Raw genomic sequence first — 16,912 nt, forward strand, 5'->3', positions numbered from 1 at the left:
TGGTCTTACGAAGAAAAATTCACGGCTGGCGGGCTGCGGGCGCTTCGCCGGCGCCCGAGCCCGGATCGCCGAGCCATGCGATGGTCAGTGCGCCGAGCAGCAGCACACCCGACACGGCGATGAGCGGCGCGGTGAAGCCACCGGAGAATTGCTTGAGCGCGCCGATCATCGACGGCCCGACGAAGCCGCCGAGATTGCCGACCGACACGATCAGCGCGAGGCCGCCCGCGGCGGCACGCCCGGTGAGGAATCCTGACGGGATGGCCCAGTAAGTCGCCTGGAACGCGAGGATCCCGCTCACCGTGACGCACAGTGCGATCAGCTTGAGAACCGGCGCATGAATGAAGGCGCTCGCGCACAACGCGACGGCGGCGACGGCCAATGCACCGGCGACATACGGAATGCGGTTGGCCGCGCGATTGGCGAGACGCGCCCACCAGAGCATCACGCCGGCGCCGAGCGCGTACGGAATGGCGGTCAGCCAGCCGACCACCGCGTGTTCGACGCCGAACTGCTTGATGATCTGCGGCATCCACAAGCCGACGCCGAGCGAGCCGACGATCCCGCAGAAGTTGATGAACGCGAGCACGAACACGCGCCAGTTCGTCATCGCGTCGCGCAGTTTGCTGCCGTGCTTCGCACCGATGTCGCGCTGCTCGAACGCGAGGCGCTTCGCGAGCGACGCCTTTTCTTCGTCACTGAGCCACGCGGCTTTCTCGGGACGGTCGGCCAGCACGAACAGGCATGCGATGCCGAGCAGCACCGCCGGTACGCCTTCGATCAGCAGCAGCCACTGCCAGCTGCGCAGCCCATGCAGGCCGCCGAATTCGAGCAGCGCACCGGAAATCGGCGAGCCGATCATGTTCGCGACGGGAATGCCGACAAGGAAGGCGGCCGTCACCTTCGCGCGCCACTTGCCGGGAAACCAGTGCGTGAAATACAGATAGATGCCGGGCGTGAAGCCCGCCTCGGCGAGCCCGAGCAGAAAGCGCGCGGCCGCAAAGCTCTTCGGCCCGACGACGAACGCCGTGGCCATCGAGAACAGGCCCCACGTGATCATGATTCTCGCGATCCACACGCGCGCGCCGACCTTCTGCATGATCAGGTTGCTCGGAATCTCGAACAGGAAGTAGCCGATGAAGAACAGGCCGGCACCGACGCCGAACTGCTCGGCCGTCAGACCGAGATCCTTGTTCATCGTCAGCGCGGCAAAACCGACGTTGGTTCTGTCGAGATAACTGATTACGTAGCAGACGAAGATGAACGGCAGAATGCGCCGGAATGCCTTGGCGAGCGTGCGCTCGCTGGCCGCGTAATCGTCGCCGGCAAGCTGCGCTGCGGATTGCGCGTCGGCGCGCGGTGCGTCATCGCCGGCATGCAGCGCGTGCGAAATGGTCATGCTTGTCTCCTCCATCGCGCGGCTTGCGGCGCGATCTTTCGGCATACGGGCGGGAAGCCGACAGCGCGGCTTCCCGGCTCGTGGGTCTCAGTCCTGCTTCGCTGCCTGTTTCGGCAGCGGGCCGGCAATGCTCATGTCCGCTTTCAGCACGGAGCCGGACGTCGATTCGGTGATGAAAAGCGTCTTCATGTCGGCGCCGCCGAAGCACACGCTCGTGAGCGACGCCCCTTTCGGCCCGGTCAGGATCTCGACGGGCTCCGCGCAGTGGTTGAGTACCCACACGCGCCCGAGGCCCGGATTCGCGACGAACAGGCGGCCTTCGAGATCGACGGTGAGGCCGTCGGGGCCGCTCGGTCCGTAGGACGTGAAGAACTGGCTGACCTTGCTGACCGATCCGTCGGCCTGCAACGGCATGCGCCACACGGCATTGCCGCGCGTCATCGCGACGAACAGCACCTTCTCGTCGCGCGACAGAACGAGCCCGTTCGGGCTCGGGCAGGTGTCGAGCAGCATGTCGAGCTTGCCGTCGGGCGACAGCCGATACACGCGGCCCGTCGGATCGTGCAGCCCGGTCTGCCCCTGGTCGGTGAAATAGATGTTGCCGGCCGAGTCGAACGTCAGGTCGTTCACGCCCTTGAAGCGCTCGGTGTTGCGGCGCTCGAGATACGGGCGAATTTCACCGCGCTCGATATCGAGCAGCATCAGCCCGTTCCGGTAGTCGGTGATGATCAGGTGCGATGCGTCGAAGCGCTTCATCCCGTTGGGCTCGCCGTCGTATTCGACGACGAGATCCCAGTCGCCCGACGGCGCAATGCGGAAGATGCGCCCGTGCGGAATGTCGGTCACGAACAGATAGCCGTCCGGATCCCAGACCGGCCCTTCGAGAAAGGAATCCGTGACCATGCCGCCGCGATTCGCGCGCGCCCATTCCGTGCGGACATCCGGCTTGCGAAACTTCTCCGGCATGCGCGTGAACACGTCGGCTTCGCGCACTTCAGGGTTCGTCAGATAAAACATGCGTACCTCGATGTTCAGGGTTCAAGCCGCGCTGTGCGCGCGTTCGTCCAGCACCGCGAGGATGTTGGCGGCCGCGCCCTTGCCCATGTTCACGTACGCGGCATCGCTGACGCCGCCGATATGCGGCGACAGAATCACGTTGGGGATCTGCTGGAACGGGTGCGGCACCGTCATCGGCTCGACGTCGAAGCTGTCGAGGCCCGCCGCACGCAACTGGCCGCTCGCCAGCGCGTCGGCAAGCGCGGCTTCGTCGATCAAGCCGCCGCGTGCGGTATTGACGAGAATCGTCCCGCGCTTGAAACGCGCAAGCGTGTCGCGGTTGAGCATCCGGCGGTTGTCGGCCGTCAACGGACAATGCAGCGACACGACGTCCGACTCCGCGTACAGCGTGTCGAGCGGCACCAGCTTCACACCGGCCGGCGCTTCCTTCGCGAACGGATCGAACGCGAGCACCTTCATCCCGAACGCGGCGCCGATCGCGGCCACGCGCCGGCCGATCGCACCGAGCCCGACGAGGCCGAGCGTGCGCCCGTCGAGTTCGACGGACTTGTGCGTCGACTTGTCCCAATGGCCTTCGCGCATGCGGACATCGAGCTGCGGAACCGACTTCGCGCATGCGAGCAGCAGCGCCCATGCGTGCTCGGCGACGGCGGCCGCATTCGCGCCGACCGCGGCGCGCACCGCGATGCCGCGCGCGGCAGCCGCGTCCTGGTCGATCACGTCGATGCCGCTGCCGTGCTTCGAAATCACCTGCAGGTTTTCGGCCGCGTCCATGATGCGGGCGTTGATCTTGCCGTACCGGACGATGATCGCGACCGGCTTGTGCCGGGTGCAGAGCGCCACGATGTCGTCTTCGGTCGGTTGCTTGCCGGCGAACACGACGTCGAACTGCGCGAGCATGTCGAGCGCTTGCGGTGCAAGGTCGGCGGCGGTCACGAGGACCACGGGTTTGGGCGAATCGATCTGCATCACAGTGCCTCGCCTTCGGCCAGCATGCCGGCTGCGCGCAGCTCCTTCTCGATCCAGCCCGGACGAAGGTCGCCCTTGTGGATCGCCGCGATACGTGCGGTTTCGAAGTCGAGCTTTTTCTGCGCGAGATCGACGATGCGCGCGACGTCGGCGCGCGGAATGACGACGACGCCGTCGGTGTCGCCGACCACCAGGTCACCCGGATTGACCGTCGTGCCGCCCAGCGAGATCGGCGCATTCACGCGCCCCGCGATGCTCTTGGTCGGGCCGCACGGATTGAGGCCGGCCGAGAAGATCGGATAGTCGCCGTTGGCCAGTTCATGCGCGTCGCGTACCGCGCCGTCGATGACGATGCCGGCGATGCCGCTCGCCTTCGCCTGCGCCGCCATGATTTCGCCGAGCAGTGCGCACGAGATGTCGCCCTTGCCGTCGACCACGATGACGTCGCCGGGTTGCGCGACGGCGAGCGCCGCATGGATCGCGAGGTTGTCGCCCGCACGGACTTCGACCGTGACCGCGGGGCCGGCGACCTTCATCGTCGGCGACAACGGGCGCACGCGGCCATGCACCGTGCCGCGGCGGCCGGCGACGTCGGCCAGGATCGCGGCCTGATAGCGCGCGGCGGCCTGAACGAGTTCGGGCGACACGCGCTCGATGTCGCGATTGATCGGGGAAGTGCTGACGGATGGCTTGCTCATGATTCGACCTCGGGTTGATCGTTGTACTCTGTACAACACTGGTGTACGTGGTGAAACCACTATAGCCAGACGAGACGCTTCATGACACTGGCGTTTACCCTTTTACGTGGTAAACCTGCGTTTTACTCTGTACAATCTCTGGCGAATATCGACGGGAGACGAGCAATGGGAAATGAAGGGGTCGTTGCCGTGGAAAAGGCGCTTTCGCTGCTGGACTGCTTCAAGCCCGGCGCGGAATCGCAGTCGCTCGCGATGCTGTCGCAGGCATCCGGCATGCACAAGACGACGGTCTATCGGCTGATGAACTCACTGGAGCGAATGGGCTATGTCGTGCGCGCGCAATCCGGCAACTATTCGCTTGGGCATCGCGTGCTGTATCTGGGCAAGCTGTACGAGCAGTCCTTCCATCTGTCCACGGTGGTTGAACCGGCGCTTCACGCGCTGGCCGCGCTGACGAAAGAAAGCGCATCGTACTACGTGCACGACAACGGGCAGCGGCTTTGCCTGTTTCGGGCCGAGCCGTCCGAAGGTCTGCGTGAAACGCGGCTCGCGGGGACGATACTGCCGCTCGATGACACGGCCATCAGCCAGGTGATCCGTTTCTGGGGGCTCGGCGAGCCGATCTATGACGAGCCGCCGCCACTGCCCCTCTTCACCGCGGGTGCGCGCGACGTGCACACGGCAGCGTTCGCGGTGCCGGTCTTCGGCGCCGGCGACAAGTTCATGGCGGCGCTGACGCTTTCCGGTCCCGCGTCTCGACTGAGCGTCGCGCACGAGTCGGGCGAGCTGGATCGACCGCAACTGGACGCGGCGGCCGATCTATCCCGGAAGCTGGGCGCGAGTGTCGCGCTCTGCGAGAACATCTACGGCACCTGATCGCCGCTTTGGCAAAGGCCGCGTTCAGGTCGACGGGCCGTTCGTCGCCCGGCTGCGGACGCCTTCGCACAACGCCACGCTCGCGCATACGCGGTACAAATTTGCGATGAACCATACAAAAACCCCGGCATGCAGACCTGAGCCTGCATGCCGGGGTTTTTCGCTTCACGGCCGGCGAGCGACGAAGCGCCCACCGCTCGCGCTCAACGCGCAGCCACTTCCGCCTTGACGGACGCCGCATCACCCACCGCCGTCGGCGCCGGCGCATTCCCCCAGCCGCCGCCCAACGCGCGGATCAGATTGACGGTCGACACCGCCTGCGCGCCCGTCAACTGGTTCGCCTGCAACTGCGACTGCAACACCGACCGCTCGCTGTCGATCACGTCGAGATACGCGACCTCGCCTTCCTGGTATTGCGTGCGCGACAACGTCGCCGCCCGACGCGACGCGTTGACGGCCGCATCCTGCGCGCGGATCTGATCGTCGAGCAGACGCAGGTCGGCGAGATTATCCTCGACCTCGCGGAACGCGACGAGCACCTGCTGCCGGTAGTTCGCGACCTGCTCGTCGTACTGCGCGCGCGCCTGCTGCACGCCGGCCGCACGCCGCCCGCCGTCGAACAGCGGCAGCGTCAGCGCGGTGCCGGCGAACGGCCCGAGCAGGAACGTGCGGCTCGACCACAGGAACAGGTTGCCGAGTGTCGACGCTTCATACCCGAACGCCCCCGTGATATCGAGCTTCGGGAAATACGCCGCTTTCGCCAGCCCGATCCGCGCGTTCGCCGCTGCCATCGCACGCTCGGCCGCCGACACGTCCGGACGGCGTTCGAGCAGCGCGGACGGCAGGCCCGGCGGAATCTTCACCGCGACCGGCGCGATCGGCGTTTCCTTGAATGCGAAATCCGCGGGCGCCTTGCCGAGCAGAATGGCCAGCGCATGCTCGGATGCCGCGCGCCGGCGCGCGACGCCGACCGCATCGGCCTGCGCCGTCGCCAGTTCATTCTTCGCGCGCGACACGTCGAGCTCGCTGATGTCGCCTTCGTTGAAGCGGCGCTGCACGAGCTTCAGCGCCTGATCGCGCAGTTCGACCGTGCGACGGTACAGATCCTGATCCGAGTCGAGCTGGCGCAGTTCGAAGTAGTTCTGCGCGACGTCCGCCTGCAGCGCGAGCTGCACCGAGCGGAACAGCGCTTCGCTCTGCGCCTGGTCGGCACGCGACGCCTCGACGTTGCGGCCCACGCGACCGAACAGGTCGGCTTCGTACGACACCGTGCCCTGCGCGCGCCACAGCGTCGCGGTGGTCGGGCCGGTGCCCTGCGGCTGGAACTGCGACGCCGACGACAGCCCCTCGCGCGTCGGCCCGAACCCGGCGCCGATCTGCGGAAACCACTGCGAGCGCGCGGTGCGGGTCGCCGCGCGCGCTTCCTCGACGCGCGCCGCCGCCGCCTTCAGGTTCTGGTTCGCGGCGAGCGCCTGCGTCTCGAGCGAATCGAGCACCGGGTCGCCGAACACCTTCCACCATTCGCCGCGATGCTCGCCGTCCGCGGGTTCCGCGGTCTTCCACGTGCCGGCCTGTTCACCGGCCGCGAGCGTCGGCGCTTCCTTGAACGCCGCGGGCGTCGACACGTCGGGGCGCTTGTAGTCAGGCCCCACCGCGCACGCGGCGAGCAGCGTCGCGAGCAGGGTGCTCGCGGCCGCCACCTTCGCGAAACGCATCAGGCCATTCGAGTTGTGCATGTTGTCCATCTTGTTTCCCTCAAGCATCGGAAGCCGACGCACCCGACGGCGGCACGCCGTAACCCGCCGAGTCCTTGCCCGCGACATGGATCTTGCCGCCCGCGAGCGTACGCAGCACGACGTAGAACACCGGCGTCAGCATCAGCCCGAACAGCGTCACGCCTAGCATCCCGAAGAACACCGCGACACCCATCGCATGGCGCATTTCCGAACCGGCGCCGGTCGACGTGACGAGCGGCACGACGCCCATGATGAAAGCGATCGACGTCATCAGGATCGGGCGCAACCGCAGCCGGCTCGCCTCGATCGCGGCCTCGAGCGGCGTCCTGCCGTCGTGTTCGAGCTCGCGCGCGAATTCGACGATCAGGATCGCGTTCTTCGCCGACAGCCCCACCAGCACCATCAGGCCGATCTGCGTGAAGATGTTGTTGTCGCCCTGCGTGAGCCACACGCCCGTCAGCGCCGACAGAATGCTCATCGGCACGATCAGGATCACCGCGAGCGGCAGCGTCAGGCTTTCATACAGCGCGGCGAGCACGAGGAACACGAGCAGCACGCTGATCGGGAACACGTACATCGCCGAATCGCCCGCGAGGATCTGCTGGTACGTGAGGTCGGTCCACTCGAAGCGCACGCCGCGCGGCAGCGTCTCGTGCGCGATGCGCTCGACCGCAGCCTGCGCCTGCCCCGACGAGAAGCCGGGCGCCGGGCCGCCGTTGATGTCGGCCGCCGTGTAGCCGTTGTAGCGCACGACCATTTCCGGGCCGAACGTCGGCGTCACCGTCACCAGCGACGACAGCGGCACCATCTCGCCCTTGTCGTTGCGCGTCTTCAGTTGCAGGATGTCGTCCGCGCGCTGGCGGAACGGCGCGTCGGCCTGCACGCGCACCTGGTACACGCGCCCGAAGCGGTTGAAGTCGTTCACGTACAGCGAACCGAGATACACCTGCATCGTGTTGAACACGTCGGTGACCGGCACGCCGAGCTGCTTCGCCTTCACGCGGTCGAGATCGACGTTGAGCTGCGGCACGTTGATCTGGTAGCTCGTGAACAGCGGGCCGAGTTCAGGCGCCTGCTGCGCGCGCTTGATGAAGTCGTTGGTCGCATCCGACAGCTTCGCGTAACCGACCGCGCCGCGATCCTCGATCTGCATCTTGAACCCGCCGAGCGTACCGAGGCCGAGCACCGGCGGCGGCGGGAACACCGCGACGAACGAATCCTTGATCGCACCGTACTGCTGGTTCAGCGCACCGGCGATCGCACCCGCCGACAGCGCCTTGCCGTGCCGCTCCGAGAACGGCTTCAGCGTGACGAACACGATGCCCGCGCTCGAGCTGTTGGTGAAGCCGTTCACCGACAGCCCCGGGAACGCGACCGCGCTCTCGACGCCCGGCTGCTTCAGCGCGATCGAGCCCATGTCGCGGATCACCTTCTCGGTGCGGTCGAGCGATGCACCGTTCGGCAGCTGCGCGAACGCGATCAGGTATTCCTTGTCCTGCGCGGGCACGAAGCCGCCCGGCACGACCTTCGACACGAGCACGGTCGCCCCCACCAGCACGAGGTACACGCCGAGCATCAGCGTCTTGCGCGACAGCACGCCGCGCACGCCGCGGCCGTAATTCTCCGCGCCGCGATGGAACACCTTGTTGAAGCCGCGGAAGAAGCCGCCGAGCACGCGGTTCATCACGCGCGTGAGCCAGTCTTCCTTGTCGCCGTGACCCTTCAGCAGGATCGCGGACAACGCCGGCGACAGCGTCAGCGAGTTGAACGCCGAGATCACCGTCGAGATCGCGATGGTCATCGCGAACTGCTTGTAGAACTGGCCGGTCAGGCCCGACATGAACGCGAGCGGCACGAACACGGCGACGAGCGTCAGCGCGATCGCGATGATCGGCCCGCTCACTTCCTGCATCGCCTTGTAGGTCGCCTGCCGCGCGTTCATCCCGCTCTCGATGTTGCGCTCGACGTTCTCGACGACGACGATCGCATCGTCGACCACGATCCCGATCGCGAGCACCATCCCGAACAACGACAGCGCGTTGATCGAATACCCGAACGCGAGCAGCAGCGAGAACGTGCCGATGATCGACACCGGCACCGCGATCAGCGGAATCAGCGACGCTCGCCAGGTCTGCAGGAACACGATCACGACGATCACGACCAGCGCGATCGCTTCGAGCAGCGTGTGCACGACGGCCTTGATCGACGAGCGCACGAACTGCGTCGGGTCATAGACGATCTTGTAGTCGACGCCCGCCGGCATGTCCTGCTTCAGCTCGGCCATCGTCTTGCGCACTTCGTCCGAGATCTGCAGCGAGTTCGCGCCCGGCGACTGGTTGATCGCCATCGCGACGGCCGGCTTGTTGTCGAGCAGCGAGCGCAGCCCGTACTCGGATGCGTCGAGCTCGATCCGCGCGATGTCGCGCAGGTGCGTGACGCCGCCGTCCGGCGTCGTCTTCACGACGATGTCGCCGAATTCGTCTTCCGTCTGCAGACGGCCGCGCGCGTTCACCGACAGCTGCAGCGGCGTGCCGGGCAGCGACGGCGACGCACCGATCACGCCGGCCGCGACCTGCACGTTCTGCTCGCGGATCGCCTGCACGACGTCCTCGGCCGACAGCCCGCGCTGCGCGACCTTCTGCGGATCGAGCCACACGCGCATCGCGTAGTCGCCCGAACCCCACAGCTGCACCTGGCCGACGCCCTGGATCCGCGACAGGCGATCCTTCACGTTGATCAGCGCGTAGTTGCGCAGGTAGGTCATGTCGTAGCGGTTGTCCGGCGAGATCAGGTGGACCACCATCGTCAGCGTCGGCGAGCTCTTCACCGTCGTGATGCCGAGCCGCTGCACGTCTTCCGGCAGGCGCGGCAGCGCCTGGTTCACGCGGTTCTGCACGAGCTGCGTGGCCTTGTCCGGATCGGTGCCGAGCTTGAACGTGACGGTGATCGTCATGTTGCCGTCGCTGTTCGCCTGCGACTGCATGTACAGCATGTCCTCGACGCCGTTGATCTGCTCTTCCAGCGGCGACGCGACCGTCTCGGCGATCACTTTCGGGTTCGCGCCCGGGTACTGCGCCTTCACGATCACGGAAGGCGGCACGACTTCCGGATATTCCGAAATCGGAAGCAGGAACATCGCGATCACCCCGCCAAGCAGGATGATCACCGATAGGACTCCTGCAAAGATCGGCCGGTCGATAAAGAATTTGGAGATGTTCATGGGTTGCTCTGTCTGGTTGAACGCGGAAAACGTAGCGGCGTGCCGCTTACGAATCCGCCTTCGCCGGTGCGGCCGGTTTCGCGTTGTTCGCGAGCGGCGCGGACGGCGCATCGCCGCCCGTCATCGGGACCATGTGCGGCTTCACCTGTGCGCCGGGGCGCACGCGCTGCGTGCCGTTCACGATTACGCGGTCGCCGGCCGACAAGCCGCTCACGATCACGCGCCGGTTGCCGTGCTGGTTGCCTTGCTGCACTTCGCGGTACGACACGCGGCCCTGCTGGTCGACGACGAACACGAACTTCTTGTCCTGGTCGGTGTTGATCGCCGCGTCGTCGACGAGCAGCGCCTCGTGCGGCGCGCTGCCGCCGACCTTCACGCGTGCGTACAGGCCCGGGACGAGCGTGCCGTCCGCGTTGTCGAAGCGTGCGCGCACGCGGATCGTGCCGGACGACGTATCGAGCCGGTTGTCGACCGAATCGATCTCGCCGCTGCGCGAGTAGCCGGATTCGTTCGCGAGGCCGAGCTCGACCGGCACCTTGCGGCCGCTGCGCGCGCCGTTGATGTATTGCAGGTAGGTCTGTTCGTCCGCGTCGAACGATGCGTAGATCGGCGACACCGACACCAGCGTCGTCAGCGGCGCGGCCGACGCGCCGGCCGACACGACGTTGCCGAGCGTGATTTCCGCCCGCGACACGCGCCCCGACACCGGCGCGGTGATGCGCGTATAGCCGAGGTTGATGCGCGCCGTTTCCAGCGCGGCTTCGGCGGCCTTCAGGTTCGCGTTCGCTTCGCGCGCGGCGTTCTGCTTCTCGTCGTAGTCGCGCTTCGCGATCGCGTTGTCGCCGATCAGCCGCTGCGCGCGCTGCCAGTCGCTCTGCGCGTAGCCGTTGCGCGCCTGCGCGGCCGCGAGCTGCGCGGCGGCGCGATCGACTTCCGCCTGGTACGGGCGCGGATCGATCACGAACAGCACGTCGCCCTTCTTCACGAGCGCGCCGTCCTTGAAGTTCACTGCGACGATCGTGCCCGACACCTGCGGGCGCACGTCGACTTTCTCGACCGCTTCGAGACGGCCCGAATAGCTTTGCCAGTCGGTGACGGTCTGCGGCACGACGGTCGCGACGTCGACTTCGGGCAGCGGCGCCGCCGCTTTTTCGGGCGCGTTGGCGTTCACGCGCATCGCGCCGAACGTGCCGAGACCGACGACGGCGAGCGTCACGATCGCCGCGGTCGCGATTCGGGAACGGGAGGTACGTAGGATGGCCATGTGGATCTCCAGTAAGCGTGGATTGGTCTGGTTATTCGGAACGGTTCGGCTGGCGCACTTGGAAGCGGCACTGGAAGAAGCGCACGGCTTCCTCCAGCGCGGCTTCGTGCGTCGCGAGCGCCGCGTGGGTGACGTCCGGATAGCGGATCACCTGCGTGAGCACGCCCGATGAAATCAGGCAGCCCGCATATTTCTCCGCTTCGACGTGCAGCACGTCGTTCTGCGCGGTGACGACCAGTGTTGGCGGCAGGCCCGCGAGGCGCACCGATTCGAGCGGCGCCGCGTACGGATGCATGCGCTGCGCCGCCTGCGGCAGATACGCGCGATAACAGGCCGCGCATTCGCGCGCGGTGATGTCGGACGCGAGACGTTCGGCGTCGCCGATGCGCGTCATGCTCGGATCGAGCATCGGCCCGAACAGCGCCTGCGCGGCGATCGACACTTCGCCGCGATCGCGTGCGATGAATGCCAGACAGTTCGCGAGCTGGCCGCCCGCGTCATGCCCCGCGACCCCGATCTTCTTCGGATTGCCGCCGAACGCGCGGGCACGCGTCGCGGCCCACACGGCGGCGCGATACGCATCCTCCGGCGCGGCCGGAAAAGGAAACGCCGGCGCGAGCGAATAATCGACCGACACTACGAGAGCTGGTAAGCGTTCTGCTAAAAAACGCGCGGCGAAATCCGCGTCGTCGAGCGTGCCGCGCACGAAGCCGCCGCCGTGGAAATAAAGCACTACCGGCAATCCGGTCTTGTCGGCGCGCCGATAGAGGCGCAGCACGATGTCCTGCGCGTAGCCGGGGATTTCCACCTCCGCGACCGTCAGTGCCCCGCCGGCTCTGGCTTCGGCGGGCAATGCGGCTTGCAGGAATTTGCTGAATTCAGAAGCGTCCATGACGATGCGGCATCCATTTCGAGATGGAACGAATTCTGAGTCCGGCAGACATCGGGATAAATGCCTATAATCCGGCAACACAATTCAACGCCCCCGAACAATCCCAGGCTGCGTCGCCTACAAAGCGGCGCAGCCTCTTTGTTCCTGAGGCTCATTAGATCGTGGAGGTTGTGATGGACCGGCTTCAGGCCATGCAGGTGTTTACTCGCGTCGTCGATACAAGCAGCTTCACCAAGGCAGCAGAAACGCTCAGCCTGCCGCGGGCGTCCGTCACGACGATCATCCAGAATCTCGAAGCCTTCCTCGGCGTGCGTCTGATGCACCGGACCACGCGCCGGCTGTCGCTGACGCCGGACGGCGCCGCGTACTACGAGCGATGCGTGCGGATCCTCGCCGATGTCGAGGAAACCGAAGCAAGCTTCCAGGCCAACAACCGGAAGCCGCACGGAAAGTTGCGTATCGACATGCCGGGCTCGATCGGGCGGCTGCTCGTGATCCCGTCGCTGTGCGAATTCCATACGCGCTATCCGGACATCGATCTGCAGCTCGGCCTGTCGGATCGTCCGGTCGATCTGCTGCAGGAAGGCGTCGACTGCGTGATCCGCGTCGGCGCGCTGCAGGATTCGTCGCTCGTCGCGCGCCGCGTTGGCCTGTTCGAATGCGTGACGGTCGCGTCGCCCGACTATCTCGAGCGCTACGGCGAGCCGCAGACGATCGACGACCTGAGCCAGCACAAGGCCGTCAACTACTTCTCGAGCCGCACGGGCCGCACGATCGACTGGACGTTCCTGATCGAAGGCAAGGAAGTCGAGATGAAGATGGAGGGCATCGTGTCGGTGAACGACGCGGATGCGTACGTGACCTGCGGGATCGAGGGCTTCGGGCTGATCCAGCCGCCGCTCTTCATGGTTCTGCCGCACCTGCGCGAAGGCCGGCTCAAGGAAGTGCTGCCCGGCGTCAAGCCGCTGCCGATGCCGATCTCGGTCGTGTATCCGCACAGCCGGCATCTGTCGCCGAAGGTGCGCGTGTTCGTCGACTGGATTGCCGAAGTGTTCGACCGCTGCCCGCTGCTGAGCGGCAAGGGCAGCCTCGATGCGACGTGCAGCAAGCGCACGTTCGAGGAAGCCGAGCGCGCGCCGATGCTCGATACGCCGGTCATCAACGAGTGGGTCGCGTAATCGTCTGAAGCGCGGCCCGGCGCGGTCACTTCGGCCGCCAACCGCGAATGAACTCCGCGACCTGGCCCCGCCGCACGCCGCGGCCGGGCTGCGGCCCGCGCGCCAGCATCCGTGCACACTCGCTGCGCTGCAGATTCACATGCCGCGCGCAATGGCGATCGACCGCCGCGATCTGCTCTTTCAGGAAGTCGATCGTGCGGACGATGCCGTCGCGCACGCTCCCGTGGCACCACGTCAATAGTTGATATTCCGCGATTTGCATGCGCATCAGCTGGCGGCGGCGCTGCACCAGCGCCTGCACATGCCGGAGTTGCAGATCGGGCAGCGGCTCGACGAGACGCCCGCTACACGGATGCCGATCCAGCGCCTCGGCCAGCGCCACCAGCAGGCGCGCCCGCGTGCCCTTCGCTTCGAGCGGGCCGCCGGCTCGGCGCGGGATGCAGTCCCGCGCGTGATGCGGCCTGGTGATGGCCAGCGGCAATCCCAGCGCCTGCAGCACGCACGCCACCTCGCATTCGGACCCGCCGGCCGACTCCACCACGATGAGCGCCTTGTAAATCAACATGACATGCTCCCCGAACCGCTCGTTTATGTCGTTGCGCCGACTCGCCGACACCATGACCCAAGCGTAGTCGCGCGGCTCGCGCAGATTGACAACTTTTGTCAACAAAAACGCCTCTCCTGTTTTCCATCACTGCCGCAAAGTTGATCAATATCTCTAATTTCGTGGATGTCTTGCGTTCAAAATCGTTGACAATTTTTGCGACGCATCGATGCGAACATGGCAACACATTGCGTGACGCCGATCGCCGCGTTCCTGCGTCGACGTGTCCGTTCCCGGCTGGACGTTCGATATGTGCTGATCGTCACGATCGATATCGAAGGAGTACGTAACATGAACGTTCTCTATCTCGAGGATGATCCCGCCTATGTCGAACTGATCACCTCGATACTGGAAACGTCCGGCTATCGCGTGCATGCGGTCAGCAATGGAAACCAGGCGATTCGTCATCTGGAGAGCTCGGTGGTCGATCTGCTGATTCTCGACTGGCGGGTGCCCGACATGTCCGGATTCGAAGTCCTCCAATGGACCCGCGAACGGATCGGGGGCCGTCTGCCGATCCTGTTCTTGACCCAACCCGCGCGACGATGAAGTCTTCTGGGCGATCAACGCGGGCGCCGACGACTACATGGTCAAGCCGATCAATCAATCCGAGCTGCTGGCGCGCGCCAACGCACTGCTCAGGCGCGCGTATCACGGCGGCGGCCGGCACGACGCGCTCAGGCTGGGCTGCTACCTGATCGACACGCGAACGCGAACCGTGCTGCTGCATGGCGCACCGATCAAGCTGACGCCGCGGGAATTCGATCTCGCCGTGCTGCTGTTCCGCAATCCGGACCGGATCATGCCGCGCGACGCGCTGATTCGCTCGCTGTGGGGCCGCGACATGGCCGGCGTGTCGCGCAGCCTCGACACGCATATCTACCGGCTGCGCATGAAGCTCGCGCTGCAGCCGTCGAACGGCGTACGCCTCAGCGCGGTCTATACGCTGGGCTACCGGCTCGAAGCGATCTGACCCGCCGCCCACCATCGGGCGGCGTAGCCGGCCGTTCCCGCCGGCACGGCGCGCGATGAACGGCACGCGCGGCGGCATCCTGCCACCGTGCGCAAAGGACTATTGCTTTACTCGCACCGATCGGCGCGACGCGCTCCGTCCGATCTGCTATATCCGGCTCTCGGCGCCGCGGGGCAAGGCTGTGCGCATGTCCTCACTGCGCGTACGGATTCCGATTGTTCCTGTACAGCGACAATTCAATTCGCGTCTGCCGCATTTATCGCGCCGGAACAGATACCTAGAGTAAACCCTGTCGCGCACCTGTTGCGCATGGAACAGCCCCGCTAGACGGGACCGGAGCAAGCGCTCGCGCGCCAACTCCGACCAACACAGGAGTTATGCCATGAACCGCCGCCATCTTCTCTCCGCCGTTGCCCTCGCACTGGCCGTGTCCGCACCGGCCTTCGCCGATACGGACACCGCGCATGCCGGCGACTACGGCAACACGTCGTGGTACGCGCAGCACAACAACGGCCCGCGCACCCGCGCCGAAGTCAGCGCGGAAGTCGTGCAGGCACGCAAGGACGGCACGCTCGCGTACCTGCGCAAGGCGACCTCGTATCCGCAAGGGCTCGAACTCGCGCAAGGCCCGTATCGCTCGATGCCGGAAAGCAACCAACTCGCCGGCGGGGCCCGCTGAACGCCGATCAACGTACAACGCCGCGCAGCGGATGATCCGCTGCGCGGCGTCGCGATACCGCCTATTCAATTAGTCAGTTAGTTGCAGGAGTCTGTGATGAACGATCAACTTCCTTCGCCGCTCGATCATTGGGACGACACGACGCCCGTCTGGACGCCGTTCCGTTCCGCGCCGCAATCGCACTGACCCGTCCGCTGATCCGCGCGTTGACCCGTGCGTTGATCCGTGCGCCGACCCTTCGACGCGAGCGTCCGGCCATCAACGGCGCGGCACACCGTCGCGCCATTCGCCCCAGTGCGCGACGATGTCCTGCACCAGCGGATTGCCCGCGCGGTACAGGTTTTCGGTCGCCGGGGCGAAGCCGCCTTGATCCGCGTAGTTCAGCAGGTTGTCGGCGCTCGTCTGCCCTGCGTACGGCCGATCGAAATCGGACCCCGTACGCAGCACGGCAACGCGCGACAGGTCGACGCGCTTCACGCTCGCCGCGCGCTTGAGCGCTTCGAATGTCGCGTTGTCTTCCTGCGCGGTCATGCAATAGGTGCCCTTGCCGTCCGTCAGGATCTTGGTCCACTGGCGCGCGCGCTCGCCGATCAGCGTGCCCGAGAACCACGTGTTGCCCGATGACGTATCGCACTGGATCACCGTCGGCGGCTGGTTCGCCGGCGCATACGTGAACTTCGCGCGCGCGGCCTGCGCCTGTGCGCTGTCGGCGAGCACGACGTTGCGCGACAGCGCGTACGCGGCGTCGGTCAGCTGCGGGTTGAGCTGGAACACTTCGGTGCGATAGTCGAGCGGCGGCTTGTCGTTTGGGCTCTTCGTGTTGATGCCGAGATAGCCCGTGTTCCAGCCGGCCGGAATCTCGCGGGCATCGAGCTCCCACTGCAGGCTGAAATCGACGAGGTATTTCGACCACGCGGCCGATCCGACCGTGCCCTGTGCGGGGTCGACGCCCGCGATACCCGACACCAGGAAATACGTGCGGCGCAGATCGAAGCGTTGCGAGAACGTGAGCGCCATGATGGTCGCCGACGCGTTCGCATAGCCCATCCCGGTCGTGACCACACATACGTCCTGCTTGTTGCAGTGGACGGCCGGATAGTCGGGCGACAGGCCCGGCACGGTGACGTCGCGCCACGGGCCGAGCCGGTCGAGCCACGCCTGGCCCTCCGGCCCGAACATCGTGATGATCATGACCTTGACCGGGCGGCCCGGTGCACCGGTCTCGGCGAATGCAGTGTGGCCCGCATCGTTGCCCTGGTTGTTCTGCGCGATCGACGGTGCGGTCGCACAGGCCGCAAGCGAGAATGCAGCGGCGGAAAGAATGGAGCGAGTCAGCATCGGCGTTCCTTGTTTCGGTGATGTTTGGGTGAGAACGGCTGTCGGAGACTGCGCGACGGAGTATAGAAC

At 66.0% G+C, this 16,912-nt stretch carries 15 protein-coding genes; 5 read left to right on the plus strand and 10 right to left on the minus strand.

The window, feature by feature from the left end; translation table 11 throughout:
* Positions 1-19 precede the first annotated feature (19 nt).
* The 4 genes from O1Q03_RS16535 to O1Q03_RS16550 all read right to left on the minus strand — a co-directional run bounded on the left by O1Q03_RS16535 (position 20) and on the right by O1Q03_RS16550 (position 4,083).
* Positions 20-1,399, minus strand: coding sequence for an MFS transporter (locus O1Q03_RS16535; protein WP_269504758.1), 1,380 nt, complete (start codon positions 1,397-1,399; stop codon positions 20-22).
* Between the two features lie 87 nt (positions 1,400-1,486).
* The gene (locus O1Q03_RS16540) at positions 1,487-2,416 is read right to left on the minus strand and encodes an SMP-30/gluconolactonase/LRE family protein (RefSeq protein WP_269504760.1); all 930 of its coding nucleotides are present in this window, start codon (positions 2,414-2,416) and stop codon (positions 1,487-1,489) included.
* Positions 2,417-2,437: 21 nt separating this feature from the next.
* Entirely contained in the window at positions 2,438-3,385 is a 948-nt protein-coding gene (locus tag O1Q03_RS16545; protein WP_269504761.1) for an NAD(P)-dependent oxidoreductase, read from the minus strand.
* The gene (locus tag O1Q03_RS16550) at positions 3,385-4,083 is read right to left on the minus strand and encodes an RraA family protein (RefSeq protein WP_269504764.1); all 699 of its coding nucleotides are present in this window, start codon (positions 4,081-4,083) and stop codon (positions 3,385-3,387) included. The genes O1Q03_RS16545 and O1Q03_RS16550 overlap by 1 nt, the downstream gene beginning before the upstream one ends.
* 165 nt (positions 4,084-4,248) lie before the next feature.
* Between O1Q03_RS16550 and O1Q03_RS16555 the strand changes: the two genes are divergently transcribed.
* Positions 4,249-4,959 (plus strand): IclR family transcriptional regulator, encoded by a 711-nt coding sequence (locus O1Q03_RS16555; RefSeq protein ID WP_269504847.1) that lies wholly within the window; start codon positions 4,249-4,251, stop codon positions 4,957-4,959.
* Positions 4,960-5,162: 203 nt separating this feature from the next.
* Here O1Q03_RS16555 and opcM read toward each other — a convergent pair whose 3' ends face one another.
* Genes opcM through O1Q03_RS16575 form a run of 4 tightly spaced genes read right to left on the minus strand, consistent with a single transcriptional unit; the run spans position 5,163 to position 12,071 of the window.
* Positions 5,163-6,704 carry a multidrug efflux transporter outer membrane subunit OpcM gene (opcM, locus tag O1Q03_RS16560; RefSeq protein WP_269504765.1) on the minus strand — a complete coding sequence of 514 codons (1,542 nt, stop codon included), beginning with the start codon at positions 6,702-6,704 and terminating at the stop codon, positions 5,163-5,165.
* A 10-nt stretch (positions 6,705-6,714) separates the two neighbouring features.
* Positions 6,715-9,915: a multidrug efflux RND transporter permease subunit CeoB gene (ceoB, locus tag O1Q03_RS16565; RefSeq protein WP_269504766.1), complete on the minus strand. Its 3,201-nt coding sequence runs from the start codon at positions 9,913-9,915 to the stop codon at positions 6,715-6,717.
* 46 nt (positions 9,916-9,961) lie between these two features.
* On the minus strand, positions 9,962-11,179 hold the full coding sequence (gene ceoA / locus O1Q03_RS16570; RefSeq protein WP_269504767.1) for a multidrug efflux RND transporter periplasmic adaptor subunit CeoA: 1,218 nt from the start codon (positions 11,177-11,179) through the stop codon (positions 9,962-9,964).
* A gap of 31 nt (positions 11,180-11,210) precedes the next feature.
* Positions 11,211-12,071, minus strand: coding sequence for an alpha/beta hydrolase (locus tag O1Q03_RS16575; RefSeq protein WP_269504768.1), 861 nt, complete (start codon positions 12,069-12,071; stop codon positions 11,211-11,213).
* 173 nt (positions 12,072-12,244) lie between these two features.
* On the opposite strand from O1Q03_RS16575, the gene ceoR reads away from it, so the two are divergent.
* The gene (gene ceoR, locus O1Q03_RS16580; protein ID WP_269504770.1) at positions 12,245-13,249 is read left to right on the plus strand and encodes a putative multidrug efflux transcriptional regulator CeoR; all 1,005 of its coding nucleotides are present in this window, start codon (positions 12,245-12,247) and stop codon (positions 13,247-13,249) included.
* Positions 13,250-13,274: 25 nt separating this feature from the next.
* On the opposite strand, the gene O1Q03_RS16585 is transcribed toward ceoR, so the two are convergent.
* The gene (locus O1Q03_RS16585) at positions 13,275-13,919 is read right to left on the minus strand and encodes a hypothetical protein (RefSeq protein WP_269504772.1); all 645 of its coding nucleotides are present in this window, start codon (positions 13,917-13,919) and stop codon (positions 13,275-13,277) included.
* 111 nt (positions 13,920-14,030) lie between these two features.
* Between O1Q03_RS16585 and O1Q03_RS16590 the strand changes: the two genes are divergently transcribed.
* The 3 genes from O1Q03_RS16590 (at position 14,031) to O1Q03_RS16600 (ending at position 15,505) form a co-directional block, all read left to right on the plus strand.
* A complete protein-coding gene (locus tag O1Q03_RS16590) occupies positions 14,031-14,402 on the plus strand; it encodes a response regulator (protein ID WP_269504773.1) in 372 nt (123 codons plus the stop codon).
* Positions 14,403-14,439: 37 nt separating this feature from the next.
* On the plus strand, positions 14,440-14,826 hold the full coding sequence (locus O1Q03_RS16595) for a response regulator transcription factor (protein WP_269504774.1): 387 nt from the start codon (positions 14,440-14,442) through the stop codon (positions 14,824-14,826).
* Positions 14,827-15,208: 382 nt separating this feature from the next.
* Positions 15,209-15,505, plus strand: a complete 297-nt coding sequence (locus O1Q03_RS16600; RefSeq protein ID WP_269504776.1) for a DUF4148 domain-containing protein — start codon at positions 15,209-15,211, stop codon at positions 15,503-15,505.
* 258 nt (positions 15,506-15,763) lie between these two features.
* Here the strand turns inward: O1Q03_RS16600 and O1Q03_RS16605 are convergent, their stop codons facing one another.
* Positions 15,764-16,843: a purine-nucleoside phosphorylase gene (locus O1Q03_RS16605; RefSeq protein ID WP_269504777.1), complete on the minus strand. Its 1,080-nt coding sequence runs from the start codon at positions 16,841-16,843 to the stop codon at positions 15,764-15,766.
* Positions 16,844-16,912: the final 69 nt, after the last annotated feature.

Origin of the sequence: Burkholderia sp. IMCC1007, from assembly GCF_027257875.1 — a bacterium.
GTDB lineage: Bacteria > Pseudomonadota > Gammaproteobacteria > Burkholderiales > Burkholderiaceae > Burkholderia.

Bases quoted from the DNA above. Each gene is read 5' to 3' on its own strand.
- O1Q03_RS16545 (WP_269504761.1), bottom strand. From the start codon at position 3,385: ATGCAGATCGATTCGCCCAAACCCGTGGTCCTCGTGACCGCCGCCGAC.
- O1Q03_RS16535 (WP_269504758.1), bottom strand. From the start codon at position 1,399: ATGACCATTTCGCACGCGCTGCATGCCGGCGATGACGCACCGCGCGCC.
- O1Q03_RS16540 (WP_269504760.1), bottom strand. From the start codon at position 2,416: ATGTTTTATCTGACGAACCCTGAAGTGCGCGAAGCCGACGTGTTCACG.
- ceoA (WP_269504767.1), bottom strand. From the start codon at position 11,179: ATGGCCATCCTACGTACCTCCCGTTCCCGAATCGCGACCGCGGCGATC.
- ceoB (WP_269504766.1), bottom strand. From the start codon at position 9,915: ATGAACATCTCCAAATTCTTTATCGACCGGCCGATCTTTGCAGGAGTC.
- ceoR (WP_269504770.1), top strand. From the start codon at position 12,245: ATGGACCGGCTTCAGGCCATGCAGGTGTTTACTCGCGTCGTCGATACA.
- O1Q03_RS16600 (WP_269504776.1), top strand. From the start codon at position 15,209: ATGAACCGCCGCCATCTTCTCTCCGCCGTTGCCCTCGCACTGGCCGTG.
- O1Q03_RS16575 (WP_269504768.1), bottom strand. From the start codon at position 12,071: ATGGACGCTTCTGAATTCAGCAAATTCCTGCAAGCCGCATTGCCCGCC.
- O1Q03_RS16555 (WP_269504847.1), top strand. From the start codon at position 4,249: ATGGGAAATGAAGGGGTCGTTGCCGTGGAAAAGGCGCTTTCGCTGCTG.
- O1Q03_RS16605 (WP_269504777.1), bottom strand. From the start codon at position 16,843: ATGCTGACTCGCTCCATTCTTTCCGCCGCTGCATTCTCGCTTGCGGCC.
- opcM (WP_269504765.1), bottom strand. From the start codon at position 6,704: ATGGACAACATGCACAACTCGAATGGCCTGATGCGTTTCGCGAAGGTG.
- O1Q03_RS16595 (WP_269504774.1), top strand. From the start codon at position 14,440: ATGGTCAAGCCGATCAATCAATCCGAGCTGCTGGCGCGCGCCAACGCA.
- O1Q03_RS16590 (WP_269504773.1), top strand. From the start codon at position 14,031: ATGGCAACACATTGCGTGACGCCGATCGCCGCGTTCCTGCGTCGACGT.
- O1Q03_RS16550 (WP_269504764.1), bottom strand. From the start codon at position 4,083: ATGAGCAAGCCATCCGTCAGCACTTCCCCGATCAATCGCGACATCGAG.